Below are 17,652 nucleotides of genomic sequence, written 5' to 3'. Positions count from 1 at the left end.
GTTTATTACACAAACGATAAAACCGTTAATTTTTTAATAGCATTCCCAAATATAATGTGCTAGAATGAAACGAGTTTTTATTTTAAATTAGGAGAGAAAAATATGAAAAAGAAATTATTGGCAACAATGTTCGCACTTGCATTAGCAACAAGCTCTGTTGCTTGCGGAGCTCAGAAAGTTGAGCCTGCAACAAACAACAATGCAGAAAGCGAAGCATCCGCTGAAGCAGCACCTTCTGATTCTTCAAATGAAGACGCTGCAGAAAGCACATCTTCAGAAAGCTCTGACGCAAGTGATTCCGGCGAAAACATTTCAGGTGTTGTAAACGGAACCACATATGAAAACAAGTTTTTTGGGGTTAAGTTTTCTTTAGGCGATAACTACAAATTTGCAAATGCTGAAGAGCTTCAGACATTAAACAGCACAATAACAGATCTTGATGCATTCAAAGATAACAAAGCTGCAAAGAAAGCTCTCGACAGCGGTAGTATTATGGTAGTAACTTACGCTGTTGACGGAACAACAGGCAAAACACTTAATGTTGTTCTTCAGAGTGTAGGTTCACTTGCAGGAGCACTTGCAAATGAGCAGTCAATTATGGAATCTCAGAAAGAGCCTTCAATTTCAGCTCTTGAAGCTCAGGGATTAACAGATGTAACTGCCGAGATGGAGACAGTTAAGTTCTTGGGTGAAGATCATCCTTCACTTGTACTTAATGCAAAAATAAACGGCACAGTTCTGTACCAGAGATGTATCTGTCTTATCAAAGACGGTTATATTATAACTTTCACAGGATCGGGACTTGAAGCCGATAACTATGACTCAGAATTATTAAGCGCAGAAAAAATAGCTGAATAATTTAAATATTTCACTTCTAAAAAAGAGCCCCACACAAATGTGTGAAGCTCTTTTCTTTTAGAATCTTATCTGATAATCATTATCAGTTCTTCTTTGAGTTGTTGTAAACTTTCTTAGCCTCTTCAAGTCCTGCCTTAAGTCCAGCAAGTCCTGCCTTAGCAACCTCAGCTGATGTCTCAGCAAGTTCCTTAGCAATAACTGTAGCCTTCTCAGCAGCATCCTTGAGCTTTTCCTTTGTCTCGTCATCTACGATGTTCTTTGAACCGCAGCATGCGCTCTTCTCAGCGATAGCAGCCTGTGCAGCAGCAAGTCTAGCAACAGGTACACGGAAAGGTGAGCATGATACATAGTCAAGACCGATCTTGTGGCAGAACTCAACTGATGAAGGATCACCACCGTGCTCACCACAGATACCAACGTGGAGACTAGGATTAACGGGCTTACCAAGCTTAAGTGACATTTCCATAAGCTTACCAACACCTGTCTGGTCAAGCTTAGCGAAAGGATCATTCTCGAATATCTTAGCATCATAGTAAGCATCAAGGAACTTACCAGCATCATCACGAGAGAATCCGAATGTCATCTGTGTAAGGTCGTTTGTACCGAAGCAGAAGAAGTCAGCTTCCTTAGCGATCTCATCAGCTGTAAGAGCAGCTCTGGGGATCTCGATCATTGTACCAACTTCGTACTCAAGCTTAGCGCCTGCAGCAGCGATCTCAGCATCAGCTGTCTCTACTACTACCTTCTTAACGTTCTTAAGCTCCTTAACTTCGCAAACAAGAGGAATCATGATTTCAGGCTTAACGTTCCAGTCAGCGTGTGCCTTCTGAACTTCAAGAGCAGCACGGATAACAGCCTTAGTCTGCATCTTAGCAATTTCAGGATATGTAACTGCAAGACGGCATCCTCTGTGACCCATCATAGGGTTGAACTCGTGAAGAGAATTGATGATAGCCTTAATATCTTCTACGCTCTTGCCCTTAGCATCTGCAAGCTTCTTGATTTCGTCCTCTGTTGTAGGAACGAACTCGTGAAGCGGGGGATCAAGGAATCTGATTGTAACAGGATTTCCTTCAAGTGCCTCATAAAGAGCCTTGAAGTCGTTCTGCTGATAAGGAAGAATCTTATCAAGTGCAGCTTCTCTCTCTTCTACTGTATCTGAACAGATCATCTCACGGAATGCAGCAATTCTGTCTTCCTCGAAGAACATGTGCTCTGTACGGCAAAGACCGATACCCTCAGCACCAAGCTCTCTAGCCTTCTTAGCATCAGCAGGTGTATCAGCGTTTGTACGAACCTTAAGCTTTCTGAACTGATCAGCCCAAGCCATGATACGTCCGAACTCGCCGGCGATCTGTGCGTCAACTGTTGCAATCTGTCCTTCGTAGATGTTACCTGTTGTACCATCGATTGAAATGAAGTCTCCCTCTGTGAATGTTTTTCCACCAAGAGTGAACTTCTTGTTTTCTTCGTCCATGTTGATGTCGCCACAACCTGATACGCAGCACTCACCCATTCCACGAGCAACTACGGCAGCGTGTGATGTCATACCACCACGAACTGTAAGGATACCCTGAGCAGCCTTCATACCTGTGATATCCTCAGGCGATGTCTCAAGACGAACAAGAACAACCTTCTCGCCTCTTGCAGCCCATTCTACTGCGTCATCAGCTGTGAATACAACCTTACCGCAAGCAGCTCCGGGAGATGCACCAAGACCCTTTCCGATAGGTGTTGCAGCCTTAAGAGCAGCAGCATCGAACTGAGGGTGAAGAAGTGTATCAAGGTTACGAGGATCGATCATAGCAACTGCTTCTTCAGGAGTCTTGTGTCCCTCATCAACGAGGTCGCAAGCAATCTTAAGAGCAGCAGGAGCTGTTCTCTTACCGTTACGGCACTGAAGCATATAGAGCTTCTTGTTCTCAACAGTGAACTCCATATCCTGCATGTCATGGTAGTGGTTCTCAAGAGTATCACATACTTTGATGAACTCAGCGTATGCCTCAGGGAACTCCTTCTCCATCTGAGCGATAGGCATAGGTGTACGAACACCTGCAACTACGTCCTCACCCTGTGCGTTGATAAGGAACTCACCCATAAGCTTATTCTCACCTGTAGCAGGGTCACGAGTGAATGCAACACCTGTACCGGACTCATTGTTAAGGTTACCGAATACCATAGGCATTACGTTAACAGCTGTTCCCCATGAGTAAGGGATGTCGTTGTCACGACGATATACGTTAGCACGAGGGTTATCCCATGAACGGAATACAGCCTCGATAGCAAGCTTAAGCTGCTCTACAGGATCTGAAGGGAAGTCCTTGCCGAGCTGCTTCTTATACTCAGCCTTGAACTGCTCAGCGAGCTCCTTAAGGTCAGCTGCTGTAAGGTCAACGTCAAACTTAACACCCTTCTTCTCTTTCATCTGGTCGATAAGCTGCTCGAAGTACTTCTTACCAACCTCCATAACTACGTCAGAGAACATCTGGATGAAACGACGATATGAATCATATACAAAACGCTCGAATGCAGGATCGGGATTTCCCTTGATCATTGCTGCAACTACTTCATCGTTAAGACCGAGGTTGAGGATTGTATCCATCATACCGGGCATAGAAGCACGAGCTCCTGAACGAACAGAAACAAGGAGAGGATTCTGAAGATCGCCGAATTTCTTGCCGTTGATCTCTTCCATCTTCTTAACGCCGTCCATAGCCTGAGCCATGATCTCGTCGTTAATCTTACGACCATCCTCATAGTACTGTGTACATGCTTCTGTTGTGATTGTGAATCCCTGAGGTACAGGAAGACCAATACTTGTCATCTCAGCAAGGTTAGCACCCTTACCACCGAGAAGGTTACGCATTGTCATGTTACCTTCGTTGAACATATAAACCCACTTGTTCGCCATTTTTGTCTTACCTTTCTTACCGGTACTATATAAAACCGGTACCTTTCATGTATTTCTATTTTATAACTACCGCGGAAACCACTGACCGTGAAATAAAACGCGGATAATTACCGATTTAATAAAATATAAAACCTCTAAATATTACACTTTATTAACTTTGGGACCGTTTTTTGGAACAAAACTGTCAAATATATAAATGTCAAAATTCTGCTCTGCCCTTGCAAGCTCCTCTTCGCTCTTAATCGTCCATGCAGCGGTGACATTCTTATACAGGTGCCTGCACAGCCATAATGACAGGTTACCCGGATATTTGTGATTGTATGAAATAAAATCGGGTCTGGTTAAAAAATTCAGAAAAAGATTTGTAAGCGCAAAGTAAAGAAAGCTGTTAAATTCCGAAGGCGACTCCTTGTGGAACTCATCGGAGAGCTGTCCTCTCATGATCTGCGGCCTGTGCCTTCTATACCAAAGCACTCCGAGAGGATTAAAGGACTCGATGCAATATACTCCTTTATATGATGAAAGAAGCGCATCCGCTTTCGAACAAACAGTACAGTTTTTAAATTCGATCTTAAGCTCCACGATAAGCGGAACTTTACCGTCTACAAGCGCCAAAAAATCTTCGAATTTGGGGATTTTTTCAACAGAATCAAGAATATGAAACCTTTGAAGCTCTTCATATGTATAGTCAATTACCTTACCCTTAACTCCGAAGCTCCCGTCCTTATTCTTCACAGCATCTTCGGGAATCTCACCCTCTGCGTATCTCGCCACTCTGGCAAGTGTAAAATCGTGAAAAATAACCGGAACACCATCCTTGGTAAGCTGAACATCACACTCAATCCCATAGCCGGCATCCACTGCCTTCTTAAAGGCCGCCATCGTGTTTTCCGGTGCATCTGATGAATTGTCATGAAGTCCGCGGTGCGCATAACGCACACCTACATGAGGTAATCTTTCAGGTTTATGCACTACCCTCGGCATGATCATCAGAAAATAAAGAACGACCATTATAGGTGCTATTTCGCACAAAACCTTAATAAAAAGCATTAATCCACTTCCTACTGATAATTTTTTAACACGTCTGCTACATATTTTACTTCCTAATTGTTTAATTCGCAACAATTAAATGCGTTAATCGACATTAATTTCATATAATTTTAATCATCAACGTCGAAATTCTCGAGTATATTACCCTTCATATCGGGTCTCGCATCGCCGTGTTTGACCATAAGCATTGTTAAAAATGCCAAAGCCGAAAAGATAAACGCATAAGGGAACAACGTCTTGTATGATATATGCTCAAGCAGATATCCGGAGAATACAGGTGTAAACACCTGGGCAGCCATCGAGAACGTATAGTATGTTCCCGTGTATTTGCCTATCTCTCCCGCTTTACACATCTCAACAACCATCGGATAAGAGTTTACGTTGATTGCAGCCCATCCTATTCCCACAATTGCAAAAAAGATATTTATTGAAGCCGAAAAATGCGGATAAAGTCCTGTAATAATGTAGCTTGCAGCCATAAGAACAATTCCGCAAAGAATAGTCTTTTTTCTACCTATCTTTCCTGATATATACGCAATAGGAATATAACTGAGTGTAGCCGCAACAGTGGCAACAAGGAGGCATGTGGCGTAATCATTGTTATGAAGATCCCACACAACGCCAACAAAGCGCGAAAATGCCGTAGTCACCGCATTGTAAGCCGTAAACCAGAAAAATACCGAGATCAGAAGAAAAATGAGACTTCTTCTCACCTCAGCAGGCATCTTACCCTTTGTTTCTTCCTCCGAAGTACCGTCGCCGTCTTCCGAAGCTTTCTCATCGAAAGCCTCTCCGAGAGACTTAAGTCCTCCCTGCTCTTCTACTTCTTTTCTTATCTTCTTTTCATTTATGGTAAAAAACAATATTCCCACAGACACAACCATGCAGATGATAATGCTAATGATAAAAGGCATGTAATCCGTCTGTGCCGGATTCTCAGCCTCTTTTAGCAAAACCTTTGTCATGATAAGAACAAAGATACCACCGACTGTTCCCATAAGATTTATTATCGCATTTCCCGAGCTTCTTAAGGGAGCCGGTGTAAGATCGGGCATAAGTGAAACTGCGGGCGATCTGTAGACTCCCATTGCAAACAAAATAAAAAGAAGTCCGAACATAAATAAGAGCAAGTTTCCGCTCTTTCTAGCTACAGCAATAAGCAAATATAAAAGAGAAACCGACATTGCCGTTCCAACAAGAATATACGGCATTCTTTTTCCTATTTTACTGTCGGTATGATCCGAAAGATTTCCGAACAATGGCAAAAGAAAAAGTGCAAACACATTATCAAGAGCCATCACTATACCTGTTGCGGTCTCGCCAAGACCAAAGCTATATTTTAATATCTTTGGAATCTCGTTATCATAAAACTGCCAGAATGCACAGATAGATAGAAATGCAAATCCGATAAGTATAGTTCTCTTATAGTTTAGTTTCATAGTGTATCTCCATATCCCCATTTTTTTGTACACTATATTATATATGAAGAATTATCATAAAGAAAGCAGAAGACTGCCGATATGCAACAGTCTTCTGCCATAAACACGTCTAAATATAAGCTTTTTTATACCATCATCTTGTAAATCTTCGTGCAATCATCTTCATTAAGAGTAACGAAACCGCTGATAGTACCGTTTCTTCCGTCACCTCTGCAAAGAACTTCAACAAGCTTGGGAATATCCTCTTCCTTTGCACCGAGTTCTTCAAAGTTCTTTGGCATTCCGATAGAAATAAGGAAATTTTGGAATGCTTTGATTCCCTCTTTTGCCGTAACTTCGGGATGATCGAAGTCCATCTGGCAGCCCCATACTCTTGTTGCAACCTTTGCAAATCTCATAACGTCGTGATTCATAACATAGCTGAATACCGCAGGCATGGTAACCGCAAGTCCCGCACCGTGCGCACAGTCATAAACCGCAGAGAGCTCATGTTCAATATTGTGGCTGTTCCAGTCCTGACTTCTTCCCACACCGCAAGAATTGTTGTGAGCCATCATTCCTGCCCACATAATATTCGCTCTTGCCTCATAGTTATTGGGATCTTCTATTACTCTCGGAGCCTCATGCTTCATTGTAAGAAGGAGCGCCTCGATCATTCTGTCCGTAACTTCAACATCCTTGGTATTGGTAAGATATCTCTCATAAAGATGTGCCATGATATCTGTCACCCCGGCTGCCGTCTGATATGCGGGAAGAGTCTGTGTAAGTGCAGGGTTCAAAATGCTGAATTTAGGTCTGAGCGCATCGGAACCCACGCCTCTTTTAAACATTCCCTCTTCTTTTGTTATTACAGAATCGGGACTTCCTTCACTTCCGGCTGCAGCGATCGTAAGGATTGTTCCTACAGGAAGAGCCTCTTTAATTCTTTCTTTTCCCTGATAGAAATCCCAGAAATCGCCGTCATACAATGTTCCTGCCGCGATTGCTTTTGAAGAATCTATCGTACTTCCGCCTCCTACAGCGAGAACAAAATCTATTTTTTCTTCCTTGCAGAGCTTTATTCCTTCATATACAAGGCCGCTCCTTGGATTGGGCTTTACTCCTCCGAGTTCTTTATAAGAAATGCCCTCTTTTTCGAGAGATTTTTTCACCCTGTCAAGAAGGCCGGAACGTACTACGCTGCCTCCGCCGTAATGAATGAGAACTTTGCTTCCGCCAAATTTTTTCACATACTCGCCGGCTGCGTTCTCAGTGTCTTTTCCAAAAACAAAATATGTGGGAGAATAAAAGGTAAAATTGTCCATTTTTTTCCATTCCTTTCTATATAAGATTCATATAAAATTATTTTATTATTTCATTTAGCAAAAACGGAGGTACGAATATGGATCCAAGTCAATATGAGACTTTTCCTTTTCAGACTACCCACGCATTTAATCTTGCTACCGGTTCTGAGGAAAGATCGTTCCCGTCACACTGGCACTCTTTTGGCGAGATCATCCTCGTAGGACCCGGTGAAAAAAATGTATATAAGATCGGTCAAAAAATATATAACCTGGTTGAAGGTGATATCGTGCTTATATGGCCTATGGAAATTCACGAGATTGTTGATGCCGACAGAACATGCTCTGTCATCCTGCAGTTTAGTAATACGATAGCAGATGCCGTTTTTGACTTTAAACGTATCATTCACTACTATCACAATCTTCACGTTATCTGCATAAACAATCACAGGGAACTTGCCCTTAAACTTGGTGAGATTGCGCATAAGATGCGCGATACCTTCAGATCGAACAAAAACAACAAAGAAATACTGTGTACCAAGCTCCTTTTTGATTTTATGATGCTTCTTGACGATCACAAGCAGGAACTTAGCGGTGAACTTACCGATAACTACTATGCTTCCGTCACAGACGAACTGTTTTTCAAAATGGTAAAGGTAACAGACTATATAAAAAATAATCTCACAGATGACAACCTAACGCAATCAGAAATGGCAAAAAGAGCCGGAATAAGCAAAGATTATTTCTCACGTATTTTTAAAGAAATAACCGGTCTTAATTATAATAAGTGGCTGAATCTTATACGAGTCGAAAAAGCCGCGGAGCTTATGTCAAATGACGGCATGTCACTGACAGAAATTGCCATGCTGTCAGGCTTTCAAAGTATATCCTCTTTTAACAGGGTTTTTAAGGAGCAAAAGAATATGTCGCCAAGTGAATATCGCGCAAGCTTTTCTGCTTAATCCGGCTATATTTGAAAATATAATTCATCACCCTGCTTTTAACTGCCCATATTTTGATATATGGGCTTCTCATTTTTTGTCCTTATTGCATTTTACAGGAGTTTCTCCTATAATACGAAATGTTGCAAAGACTATTTCTATATTAATAAGCGAGGCTATTTTTAATGATAAGTGCTAATAACGTAACACTGAGAGTTGGTAAAAAAGCTCTTTTCGAAGACGTAAATATCAAATTTACCGAAGGAAACTGCTACGGAATCATCGGTGCAAACGGCGCCGGAAAATCTACCTTTTTGAAGATCTTATCAGGTCAGATTGAGACAACAAACGGCGATGTCGTTATCACAGACGGCCAGCGTTTGTCTTTCCTTGAACAGGATCACTTTAAATATGACGACAAGGTAGTTCTTGATACCGTTATTTCGGGAAATGCCCGTCTTTTTGAGATCAAGAATGAAAAAGACGCCATTTATGCAAAGGAAGATTTCACTGACGAAGACGGAATCCGCGCAAGTGAACTCGAAGCTGAGTTTGCAGAGATGAACGGATGGGAAGCTGAATCAGACGCAGAGAGCCTTCTTAACGGACTTGGTATCGAAACTGAAAATCACTACAAGCTCATGAAAGAACTTGACGGTAATCAGAAGGTCAAGGTTCTTCTTGCAAGAGCTCTTTTCGGCAACCCCGATATCCTGCTTCTCGACGAGCCTACCAACCATTTGGATCTCGATGCTATCGCATGGCTTGAGGAATTCCTTATCAACTTCGAGAATACGGTCATTGTCGTATCTCACGACCGTTACTTCCTCAATAAAGTCTGCACTTACATTGCTGATATAGACTACGGCAAGATTCAGCTCTATGCCGGTAACTACGACTTCTGGTACGAGTCATCACAGCTCATGATTCGCCAGATGAAGGAAGCAAACAAGAAAAAAGAGGAACAGATCAAGGAACTCAAAGAGTTCATTGCACGTTTCTCTGCTAACGCAAGTAAATCAAAGCAGGCTACTTCAAGAAAGAAAGCTCTTGAGAAGATCGAGCTCGATACAATCAAGCCTTCAAGCAGAAAGTATCCTTACATCGACTTTAGACCTGAGCGTGAGATCGGTAACGAAGTTCTTACCGTTTCAGGAATTTCAAAGACAATAAACGGCGAGAAGATTCTCGACAACATTTCATTCGTCGTACAGCACGATGACAAGATTGCTTTTGTAGGTGGAAACGAGCTCGCAAAGACTACTCTCTTCCAGATCCTCACAGGAGAACTTGAGCCCGACGAAGGAACATACAAATGGGGTGTAACAACTTCACAGGCTTACTTCCCCAAGGATAATACAAAAGAATTTGATAACGACTACAACATTACCGAATGGCTTACAGGCTATTCTGAGATAAAGGACGCAACTTACGTAAGAGGATTCCTCGGAAGAATGCTCTTTGCAGGTGAAGACGGCGTCAAGAAAGTTAAGGTTCTTTCAGGAGGAGAAAAAGTTCGTTGTCTCCTTTCAAAGATGATGATAAGCGGCGCAAACTGCCTTATCTTCGATGAACCCACAAACCACCTTGATATGGAATCAATCTCCGCTCTCAACGACGGAATGATCAAATTTCCCGGCGTAGAACTTTTCGCTTGCCGTGACCATCAGGTTGTTCAGACAACAGCAAACAGAATAATGGAAATTCTCCCCGACGGATCACTTGTCGACAAGCGTTCTACTTATGACGAATATCTTGAAAGTGATGAGATGGCTAGAAAACGTACAGTTTATAATACAGTTGCCGAAGAAGAGGAAGACGACTGATTAAAGCATTTATATTAGGAGGAGCATAAGCATGCAGACATTTAGTCCCGTAAAAGAAGGAAAAGTAAGAGAAATTTACGACATCGGAGAGAACCTTATCATGGTTGCAACAGACAGAATCTCCGCTTTCGACGTAATTCTCAAGAACAAAGTTACTAAGAAGGGTGCTGTGTTGACCCAGATGTCAAAGTTCTGGTTTGATTATACCAAGGACATCGTAAACAACCATATGGTAAGCGTTGATACAAACGATATGCCTGAATTTTTCAGAAGCGAGGAATTTAAAGGAAACAGCATGCTTTGCAAAAAGCTCAACATGGTTCCCGTTGAGTGCATCGTTCGTGGATATATCACAGGAAGTGGCTGGAACAGCTACAAGGAAAACGGAACTGTATGCGGAATCAAGCTTCCCGAAGGTCTCAAAGAGTGCGACAAGCTCCCTGAACCCATCTACACTCCCAGCACAAAGGCTGAGATCGGTGATCACGATGAGAACATCGACTTCGACCGCAGCGTAGAAGTTCTCGAGAAGGCATTCCCCGGAAAGGGCCTTGAGTACGCAACAAAGATCAAGGATTACACAATCGCTCTTTACAAGAAATGTGCAGACTACGCTCTCACTCGCGGAATCATCATCGCAGACACAAAGTTTGAGTTCGGTATCGATGAGAACGGCGAAGTTGTTCTTGCAGACGAGATGCTCACACCTGACAGCTCACGTTTCTGGCCTGTAGAAGGTTATGAACCCGGACACGGTCAGCCTTCATTTGACAAGCAGTTCGTTCGTGACTACTTAAAGGCTAATCCTGAGTGTGATTACAACCTTCCTCAGGACGTAATTGACAAGACAATCGCTAAGTACCTTGAAGCTTATAAGCTCCTTACAGGTTCAGAACTTAACGTTTGATGTAAATAACAGGAATGAAATGCGCCGGCCGCTTATGCGACCGGCTTTTTTTGTAATTTCTTATCTGTCTTTTTTTACAAGGTGATCGTGTACAATATATGTCATATCTCCATCATCATCTTCTACAGCAATAATGCTTTTCCCATTGGAATAATCCCTCCACAGACCATACGCATTTTTAACTGTTCCGATCTCGGAATGGTTTCCATTTTCATCGAGAGCAAATACAGTTCCGTTATCGCTTAAGCAATACGCTTTATCACTCAATGGATCATTCATTATATTTCCGATGGAAAAACCATCACCCGGAACCTTAAATGCTTCGCTCATAACTTTTCCGTCTTTGTATGTAACGATCTTATCATCCAATAAGATCCATAAAACCTCGCCATTATCACTTACCGCAACATCATATACACCATTATCATTGTGGTACAACTCTTCTGTCTGTGTTTCTCCGTCTTTATATAAAATTGCTTTTATCGAATCATCTTCTATATCATAGACTTTAAATTCCCGGTCTGAATATGCATATGCCAAGCTGTCCGATTTGCAGACAGCTTCCATATCGGCATTAAGCCAATAACTGCTTCTATCGGCTTTTATGTACATTCCTTCAAACGAATCAGCCCCCGGAAAATAATTTGCATCAACATCTGAATAAAAAAATTCTTTTCCTTTAAAGATCGCATCAAAATATGGATATGACAGAATCACTTTAGACTCGTTCATTGCGTTTGAATCAAAATAACGCAATCCATCTGTATTCTCAAACATTATTTTTTTACAATCAGAATTAAGAGCGATATAGCCGCCAAAGTATTCATTATAAAGATTAATCACATTGCCTTCTTTCCAGCAAAACAGCCCTTCACCGGGATCAGGCGAAAAATATGCCACTTTTCTGTCATTTGATACAGCAAACACATTAGATACACTATGCTGTTCGTCGTATATCTTTTCGCTCGTTCCGTCAAGACCCATTATAAAAATTCCATCTCCTCTTGAAACAAGCACCGTATTACCGTCAGGAGAAGCCGTAATACAGCTTAAGTATGTAATATCGCACGCTTCTATCAAGTTATAACTATTATCTTTGGTACTGTATACGCATAGACCTTTGCCAAGCTTGGATTTTTCAGAGGTCGCAATATAAACATATTCACCTGTATAATTCATTACCGCATCCACACAACCATCATCAATCAGAGTTTCCTTGAGAGCAGAGTCGATCATATATACTCCTCCGTCAGCAAATATCATTCCGACTGCGCCTTCCGGATCGGTATAAAATTCGTAATAATCCGTCCCCTTAAACTTATCGTTTACAGCTCCGGAAGAATTGAATATTTGCCCATTGACGGCAACCATATTGATTCCGGATTTTGCCTCTTGAGAAACCGCGCCACCTTCTTTAATCCGGCCAAATACACTCGAAACAATTACACACACAGCTCCCGCAGCAATTGCAAAAATAGCCACTACCAAAACGATCAGCAACAGTTTTTCATTTTTCTTTTTTACAGGTACTCCGCAGTACGGGCAAAATTTGCTTCCATTATTTATTTCTCTCCCACAATCAGTACACCTCATCACTCTCGTCTCCTTCAACAAACTATTTTTATCCTCAACTAAATTTCCCATTTCTAAACAATATATCAAAAAAATATAAACCGCTAAACCCCAATATGATTTTTCCGATATATCTTACAAAGATAAATAAACCTGCTAAATAACCTCCCTTTAAACAATAAATAAAAGTACCATCACTGCGGTAGACTCCCGGTGGTGGTACTTTTGCGTACGGATTACTCCCATCTTCCTGAAAAATATCAATCATCATCTTCATAGGAATATCCGTTGTCCTTTGAAGAAGGTCTTTTCGACAATATCTGAATAAGCAGTCTCACTACTCCGATTAGCACCAGATAGCTTCCGACCGTAAGAGATTTAACTGAAGTGAGCCTTTGCGGCGTGGCAAAAGAAATGATACCGATGTTGATGTTGACTACAGCTATAAGGATCATCCAGAATTTTCCCGCCGACTTTATTGTCTTTTTATGCTTGATAACGTACTGAACGCTTGCTGACGCCATGGTGAAAAAGACAATTGAAATAAACACGTTCGTCCATTTCGGAATGCGCTCTATATTCGACACGATAAATACCATGAAACTCATAACAAGTATGTGAAAAAGCATTCGTCCACGCTTGATAAACGCCTTCTCATCGCGCATTCCTGCTTTAATTATTCTAGAAGCGCTAAAAAGCGCGCACGTAAGCGCAACGGCGCCGCCTATCATGTTGTAGATAGCTTTAGGAATAGCAAGGAACACAATTCCCAGAAGTATAAGAAATGCATCAATAAGGCCCTGCTGAGTCTTAAGTGCCTCCATAACCCTTATTTTCTCAAATTCTCGCCAGAGAGATCCAAAGAACTTTCCAAGAATAATCTTGGTCTTACTCTCAGACTGCGCCGCGGATAAAAGAATCGTTCCAAAATCATGGAATCCGCCCTTTGAAATGTCATACAAAGAGACCGCACCTCCTGCTTTCATTGCATCAAAAATATCCCTCGTAAACGCCTCTCGTTGCTCCATTGTAGCGTTTTCTATCCAGTCATCGATAACTCTGTTGAGCGCAGAACTTTCCTCTGTAAGGTGCTTTTTTGTAACAAAATGATCTCCCGCAACTTTCCAGGTCATTCCCGAATGCTGAAGCATTCTCTCGCCGTCACTTGCAACTATCCTATGCGGAACATCAAGTTCAAAGAGCATTCCAACAATACTGTACGTAGGCACAATATGCGTAAGCTTCCACTTTACGTTTGCAAACTTCCTTTCATTAAGAAGTTCAGGACAGATTCCGGGACCGTCGTTACTGTAAACATGCTTGATCCTTGGCTGAACTATATTTGGAAGATTCATTGCGGAATAAACAGCCAGATTTCCGCCCTTTGAATGCCCTCCGACATACACATCGCCTGCGTACTTGGACAAAATATATCTAAGATAGTTCACAGCCTCTTTCTGCGCCATGATCTCTTCAAAACTTATCTTGAAATCCATCCTCCAGTCATCGATATCCATAGTCGTTCCGCGAAATGAGACAAACAGGCTTCCGTCCGGAAAATGTATCGTCATCGCCGTTATAAGCATGTCTTTGTCCATATCGTTGACATCAAGATAATCAGAAAGTGTCAGTTCCCCAAACCTTTTACTCTTTGCCATGTAAAGTAGCACCCAATCAAAATCGACTCTCGAAAGTCCATCGATAGGATGCGTACTAAAATATATGTCGGCGGCTTTTTTGACCGAAATCTTACCGCCGTTTTCCGAATCGGGAACAATCCCGTTTAAGTCATTGTATATAAGAAGCGAAAGTGCAAGATTGTCCACCTCATTAAAGGGCGACTGCTCAAAATCAAGATCCCCGCGCCATTTAATATAATTTATAAGATTTGCCATAATCTCTTACCTCTTATAATTAATATTAATCCTAATGTGAGATTTGTCCAACAAAACATTGTCTGTATCGCTTTAATGTGTTAAAATCGTCAAAGAAAAAATACGAAATAGGAGCATAAAATAATGAATATTGTTTGTTTAGACCTTGAAGGCGTGCTCGTTCCCGAAATCTGGATCGCATTTGCCGAGGCAAGCGGAATCCCTGAACTTAAGAGAACAACAAGAGACGAGCCCGATTACGATAAGCTTATGAAATGGAGAATCGGAATCCTTAAAGAGCATGGTCTCGGACTCAAAGAGATTCAGGACACAATCGCTAAGATCGATCCGCTTCCGGGAGCAAAAGAGTTCCTCGACGAGCTCAGAAAGACAACTCAGGTAATCATCATCAGTGATACTTTCACACAGTTTGCAACTCCTCTTATGGAGAAGCTCGGATGGCCCACAATCTTCTGCAATTCTCTTGAAGTTGCAGAAAGCGGCGAGATCACAGGTTTCAAGATGAGAATTGAAAACTCAAAGCTCACAACCGTTAAGGCTCTTCAGTCAATCGGCTATGATACCATCGCAAGCGGCGACAGCTACAACGATCTTGGAATGATCCAGGCTTCAAAAGCAGGCTTCCTCTTCCGCTCTACAGATAAGATCAAGGCTGATTATCCCGATCTTCCTGCATTCGAAGAGTACAAAGACCTTTTACAAGCGATCAAAAAAGCATTATAATATCATAATAGAATTTGACGTTTTGAAAGGAAAAGAAGTATGAAAGACAACAATTGTCCTTATTGCGCAGGCGGAGAAGCCCTTGCAAAATTCGGAATCAAAATCTGTGACCTCGGAGTAAGCCAGCTTGTTCTTTTTAAAGAGCAAAGCCACCTTGGAAGATGCATCGTAGCATACAAGGATCACGTACATGAAATGGTAGACATTTCCGATGAAGAAAGAAACGCTTTCTTTGCAGATGTTAACCGCGCTTCAAAGGCTATCCACGCTGCATTTAATCCCGATAAGGTTAATTACGGCGCTTACAGTGATACTCTCTGCCACCTTCACATGCATCTCGTACCCAAGTACAAGGATGGCTATGAATGGGGCGGCGTATTCGCAATGAATCCTCAGGAGAAATTCCTTACTGATGCTGAGTACGGCGAAATTATCGCTAAGATCAAAGCAAATCTTTGATAGAACTTTGATAGAAAAAACAGGGCTAAGCACTGATTATTTGTGCTTAGCCCTTTAAATTTAATCTGTTATTGTAGCATCACCCATGCGTAAATCAAACAATGTAAGAATCTTGAATCCTTCATCATTTACACCACTAAACCAGATATTTCCATCATCAATACAACCACCCTGCCAGTTGCCCCATAAATCTGAAACTTTCCAATCTGAAAGTGATTTGAAGTATTCATCATCAAAACCTGTATTCTTGGCATATTCCACAAACTCTTCCTTATTATTGCAAAGGTTGTTATCCTCTTTAGAACCGATAGGATAAGAAATCATATCGCCAACAGAATCCCAGTCTTTTGCAAGAACTGCATCTACAACCTTCTGTGCATATGCCTCTACCTCAGCATCGCTGGCATCTGTAAATACAGAATACTTTCCTTCTTCGCCACTACCATCGGTAGATGCAGCATCATCCGCTTCCTCAGATACTTCTGCATCCGCTGCGTCTGTCTGAGTATCAACTTCAGCCACTTCTGCTGACTCTTCTACAGCGGGTTCCTCAGTCTCAGCGGCTGTATCCCCACATGCTATTGCCATGGCACTTATAGATACAATAGCGCATAATGTTAAAAGTTTCTTTTTCATACTTTTCTCTCCTTAAAAACAATATTACGCTTTGTATGATATCACAGCATTCGAATAATTACTATCAAAAGTTAATTATTTGTTTATAATATCCTATTTTTAATACTCTATTTTCACACTTCATAATCAAAGCAACTTCTAATATATGTGTAAGGTCGTACATAGCGACTTGCCACCTTCACATGCTCGGGATGCGTTGCATAATTCTTAAGTGCTTCCTCATTTTCAAATGTTGAATCAAGCATGATATCGGTATTTGAAGAAGCAAGTCCGTCAGTATATACCTTGAGCTCAACAATTCCCGGAATAACACCCTTTAAAGCCTCAAGATGTTCCTTTATCCTCGGAATAACTATAGCCCTATCTTCAGAATCAAGCTCCGGTTTAAGTGTCCATATAATTACATGTTTTACCATTTGGTTCCCCTCCTCTATATTGCTTTTTTTGCAATTCAATTAATATTATACTATTAAAATCGAACCTATTGATAGTTTTTAGTGCTCCTGTGTATTTTCTTCCACAGTTTCAGCAGGTTCCTCTATAGCGCTCTCTTCTGTATCATCACACTCAGACTCAGACGTCTTCTCCAGAAAGCTTGCAACAAAGAATATCACCCCAAAAACGATCATCTGCAATACATCGTTCAGGGTTCCAATCACATGCTTATTAAACACAGCAAATACATATAGCAGGAGAAAAACAACTCCAACACCTACAGCAATGCCCTTAAACATATTAAGCTTTTTCGCATCATCCGCCTTACATTTATTTCCAAGGCATCCTCCCGCAAATATCATTCCTCCGAGTACACCGGGGAAAATAAAGCTGACTACCTTTCCAGCTATATCTTTTCCTTCTGATAGAAACAAAACAGAAAGAACTCCCAAAAAGGCAAGTAAAAGTATTGTTACTAAAGTCTTCTTATTCTCGCCTGTCTTATCAATGAGCTTATCATATGCCACACCGGCTCCCCAGCATATTAAACAGATTACAATAGGAGCAAGTACCGCACCTATCGTCTTAATCCCCAGCATAAAAAATATTCCCCACATCAATACGCAAATGCCTATCATCAAAGCAATGCTAATTATCTTCTTTTTTTCCATATAACCTCCAATATGCTTTATATGATAACACAAGTTATTGAGCCGTTCG

15 protein-coding genes are annotated in these 17,652 nt (G+C 41.5%); 6 read left to right on the top strand and 9 right to left on the bottom strand.

Going from position 1 to position 17,652, the window contains the following annotated elements:
• Nucleotides 1-102 precede the first annotated feature (102 nt).
• Nucleotides 103-858, top strand: a complete 756-nt coding sequence (locus tag BM398_RS00315; RefSeq protein ID WP_092335946.1) for a hypothetical protein — start codon at nt 103-105, stop codon at nt 856-858.
• An 82-nt stretch (nt 859-940) separates the two neighbouring features.
• Here BM398_RS00315 and ppdK read toward each other — a convergent pair whose 3' ends face one another.
• The 4 genes from ppdK to BM398_RS00295 all read right to left on the bottom strand — a co-directional run bounded on the left by ppdK (nt 941) and on the right by BM398_RS00295 (nt 7,562).
• Complete coding sequence (ppdK, locus tag BM398_RS00310; protein WP_092335945.1) at nt 941-3,769, bottom strand: pyruvate, phosphate dikinase; 2,829 nt, start codon at nt 3,767-3,769, stop codon at nt 941-943.
• Between the two features lie 141 nt (nt 3,770-3,910).
• Nucleotides 3,911-4,819 (bottom strand): glycerophosphodiester phosphodiesterase family protein, encoded by a 909-nt coding sequence (locus tag BM398_RS00305; protein WP_175531781.1) that lies wholly within the window; start codon nt 4,817-4,819, stop codon nt 3,911-3,913.
• A gap of 110 nt (nt 4,820-4,929) precedes the next feature.
• Nucleotides 4,930-6,258 carry an MFS transporter gene (locus BM398_RS00300; protein WP_092335944.1) on the bottom strand — a complete coding sequence of 443 codons (1,329 nt, stop codon included), beginning with the start codon at nt 6,256-6,258 and terminating at the stop codon, nt 4,930-4,932.
• 125 nt (nt 6,259-6,383) lie between these two features.
• Entirely contained in the window at nt 6,384-7,562 is a 1,179-nt protein-coding gene (locus tag BM398_RS00295) for an iron-containing alcohol dehydrogenase (RefSeq protein ID WP_092335943.1), read from the bottom strand.
• 77 nt (nt 7,563-7,639) lie between these two features.
• Between BM398_RS00295 and BM398_RS00290 the strand changes: the two genes are divergently transcribed.
• The 3 genes from BM398_RS00290 to BM398_RS00280 all read left to right on the top strand — a co-directional run bounded on the left by BM398_RS00290 (nt 7,640) and on the right by BM398_RS00280 (nt 11,212).
• Nucleotides 7,640-8,500: an AraC family transcriptional regulator gene (locus BM398_RS00290; protein WP_092335942.1), complete on the top strand. Its 861-nt coding sequence runs from the start codon at nt 7,640-7,642 to the stop codon at nt 8,498-8,500.
• 164 nt (nt 8,501-8,664) lie between these two features.
• A complete protein-coding gene (locus BM398_RS00285) occupies nt 8,665-10,305 on the top strand; it encodes an ABC-F family ATP-binding cassette domain-containing protein (protein ID WP_027208831.1) in 1,641 nt (546 codons plus the stop codon).
• A gap of 31 nt (nt 10,306-10,336) precedes the next feature.
• Nucleotides 10,337-11,212: a phosphoribosylaminoimidazolesuccinocarboxamide synthase gene (locus BM398_RS00280; protein ID WP_026654658.1), complete on the top strand. Its 876-nt coding sequence runs from the start codon at nt 10,337-10,339 to the stop codon at nt 11,210-11,212.
• Between the two features lie 60 nt (nt 11,213-11,272).
• Here BM398_RS00280 and BM398_RS00275 read toward each other — a convergent pair whose 3' ends face one another.
• Both BM398_RS00275 and BM398_RS00265 read right to left on the bottom strand, forming a co-directional pair.
• A complete protein-coding gene (locus BM398_RS00275) occupies nt 11,273-12,805 on the bottom strand; it encodes a zinc ribbon domain-containing protein (protein ID WP_175531780.1) in 1,533 nt (510 codons plus the stop codon).
• 239 nt (nt 12,806-13,044) lie between these two features.
• Entirely contained in the window at nt 13,045-14,679 is a 1,635-nt protein-coding gene (locus BM398_RS00265) for an Mbeg1-like protein (RefSeq protein WP_092335939.1), read from the bottom strand.
• Nucleotides 14,680-14,802: 123 nt separating this feature from the next.
• Between BM398_RS00265 and thrH the strand changes: the two genes are divergently transcribed.
• Both thrH and BM398_RS00255 read left to right on the top strand, forming a co-directional pair.
• Entirely contained in the window at nt 14,803-15,402 is a 600-nt protein-coding gene (gene thrH, locus BM398_RS00260; RefSeq protein WP_092335938.1) for a bifunctional phosphoserine phosphatase/homoserine phosphotransferase ThrH, read from the top strand.
• A gap of 39 nt (nt 15,403-15,441) precedes the next feature.
• Nucleotides 15,442-15,861 carry an HIT family protein gene (locus BM398_RS00255; protein ID WP_092335937.1) on the top strand — a complete coding sequence of 140 codons (420 nt, stop codon included), beginning with the start codon at nt 15,442-15,444 and terminating at the stop codon, nt 15,859-15,861.
• 60 nt (nt 15,862-15,921) lie between these two features.
• Here BM398_RS00255 and BM398_RS00250 read toward each other — a convergent pair whose 3' ends face one another.
• The 3 genes from BM398_RS00250 to BM398_RS00240 form a co-directional block, all read right to left on the bottom strand.
• Complete coding sequence (locus BM398_RS00250; RefSeq protein ID WP_092335936.1) at nt 15,922-16,497, bottom strand: hypothetical protein; 576 nt, start codon at nt 16,495-16,497, stop codon at nt 15,922-15,924.
• Between the two features lie 113 nt (nt 16,498-16,610).
• Complete coding sequence (locus BM398_RS00245; RefSeq protein WP_092335935.1) at nt 16,611-16,913, bottom strand: Dabb family protein; 303 nt, start codon at nt 16,911-16,913, stop codon at nt 16,611-16,613.
• Nucleotides 16,914-16,991: 78 nt separating this feature from the next.
• Nucleotides 16,992-17,603, bottom strand: a complete 612-nt coding sequence (locus tag BM398_RS00240; protein ID WP_092335934.1) for a hypothetical protein — start codon at nt 17,601-17,603, stop codon at nt 16,992-16,994.
• Nucleotides 17,604-17,652 lie beyond the last annotated feature (49 nt).

It is taken from the genome of Butyrivibrio sp. M55, assembly GCF_900116865.1.
Classification (GTDB): Bacteria; Bacillota; Clostridia; order Lachnospirales; family Lachnospiraceae; genus Butyrivibrio.
The sequence above is the reverse complement of the archived record's forward strand: the minus strand, read 5'-3'. Positions and strand labels throughout refer to the sequence as shown.

Excerpts from the sequence above, each read along its gene's own strand:
- BM398_RS00315 (WP_092335946.1), top strand. The coding sequence starts at position 103 with ATGAAAAAGAAATTATTGGCAACAATGTTCGCACTTGCATTAGCAACA.
- ppdK (WP_092335945.1), bottom strand. The coding sequence starts at position 3,769 with ATGGCGAACAAGTGGGTTTATATGTTCAACGAAGGTAACATGACAATG.
- BM398_RS00305 (WP_175531781.1), bottom strand. The coding sequence starts at position 4,819 with ATGCTTTTTATTAAGGTTTTGTGCGAAATAGCACCTATAATGGTCGTT.
- BM398_RS00300 (WP_092335944.1), bottom strand. The coding sequence starts at position 6,258 with ATGAAACTAAACTATAAGAGAACTATACTTATCGGATTTGCATTTCTA.
- BM398_RS00295 (WP_092335943.1), bottom strand. The coding sequence starts at position 7,562 with ATGGACAATTTTACCTTTTATTCTCCCACATATTTTGTTTTTGGAAAA.
- BM398_RS00290 (WP_092335942.1), top strand. The coding sequence starts at position 7,640 with ATGGATCCAAGTCAATATGAGACTTTTCCTTTTCAGACTACCCACGCA.
- BM398_RS00285 (WP_027208831.1), top strand. The coding sequence starts at position 8,665 with ATGATAAGTGCTAATAACGTAACACTGAGAGTTGGTAAAAAAGCTCTT.
- BM398_RS00280 (WP_026654658.1), top strand. The coding sequence starts at position 10,337 with ATGCAGACATTTAGTCCCGTAAAAGAAGGAAAAGTAAGAGAAATTTAC.
- BM398_RS00275 (WP_175531780.1), bottom strand. The coding sequence starts at position 12,805 with ATGAGGTGTACTGATTGTGGGAGAGAAATAAATAATGGAAGCAAATTT.
- BM398_RS00265 (WP_092335939.1), bottom strand. The coding sequence starts at position 14,679 with ATGGCAAATCTTATAAATTATATTAAATGGCGCGGGGATCTTGATTTT.
- thrH (WP_092335938.1), top strand. The coding sequence starts at position 14,803 with ATGAATATTGTTTGTTTAGACCTTGAAGGCGTGCTCGTTCCCGAAATC.
- BM398_RS00255 (WP_092335937.1), top strand. The coding sequence starts at position 15,442 with ATGAAAGACAACAATTGTCCTTATTGCGCAGGCGGAGAAGCCCTTGCA.
- BM398_RS00250 (WP_092335936.1), bottom strand. The coding sequence starts at position 16,497 with ATGAAAAAGAAACTTTTAACATTATGCGCTATTGTATCTATAAGTGCC.
- BM398_RS00245 (WP_092335935.1), bottom strand. The coding sequence starts at position 16,913 with ATGGTAAAACATGTAATTATATGGACACTTAAACCGGAGCTTGATTCT.
- BM398_RS00240 (WP_092335934.1), bottom strand. The coding sequence starts at position 17,603 with ATGGAAAAAAAGAAGATAATTAGCATTGCTTTGATGATAGGCATTTGC.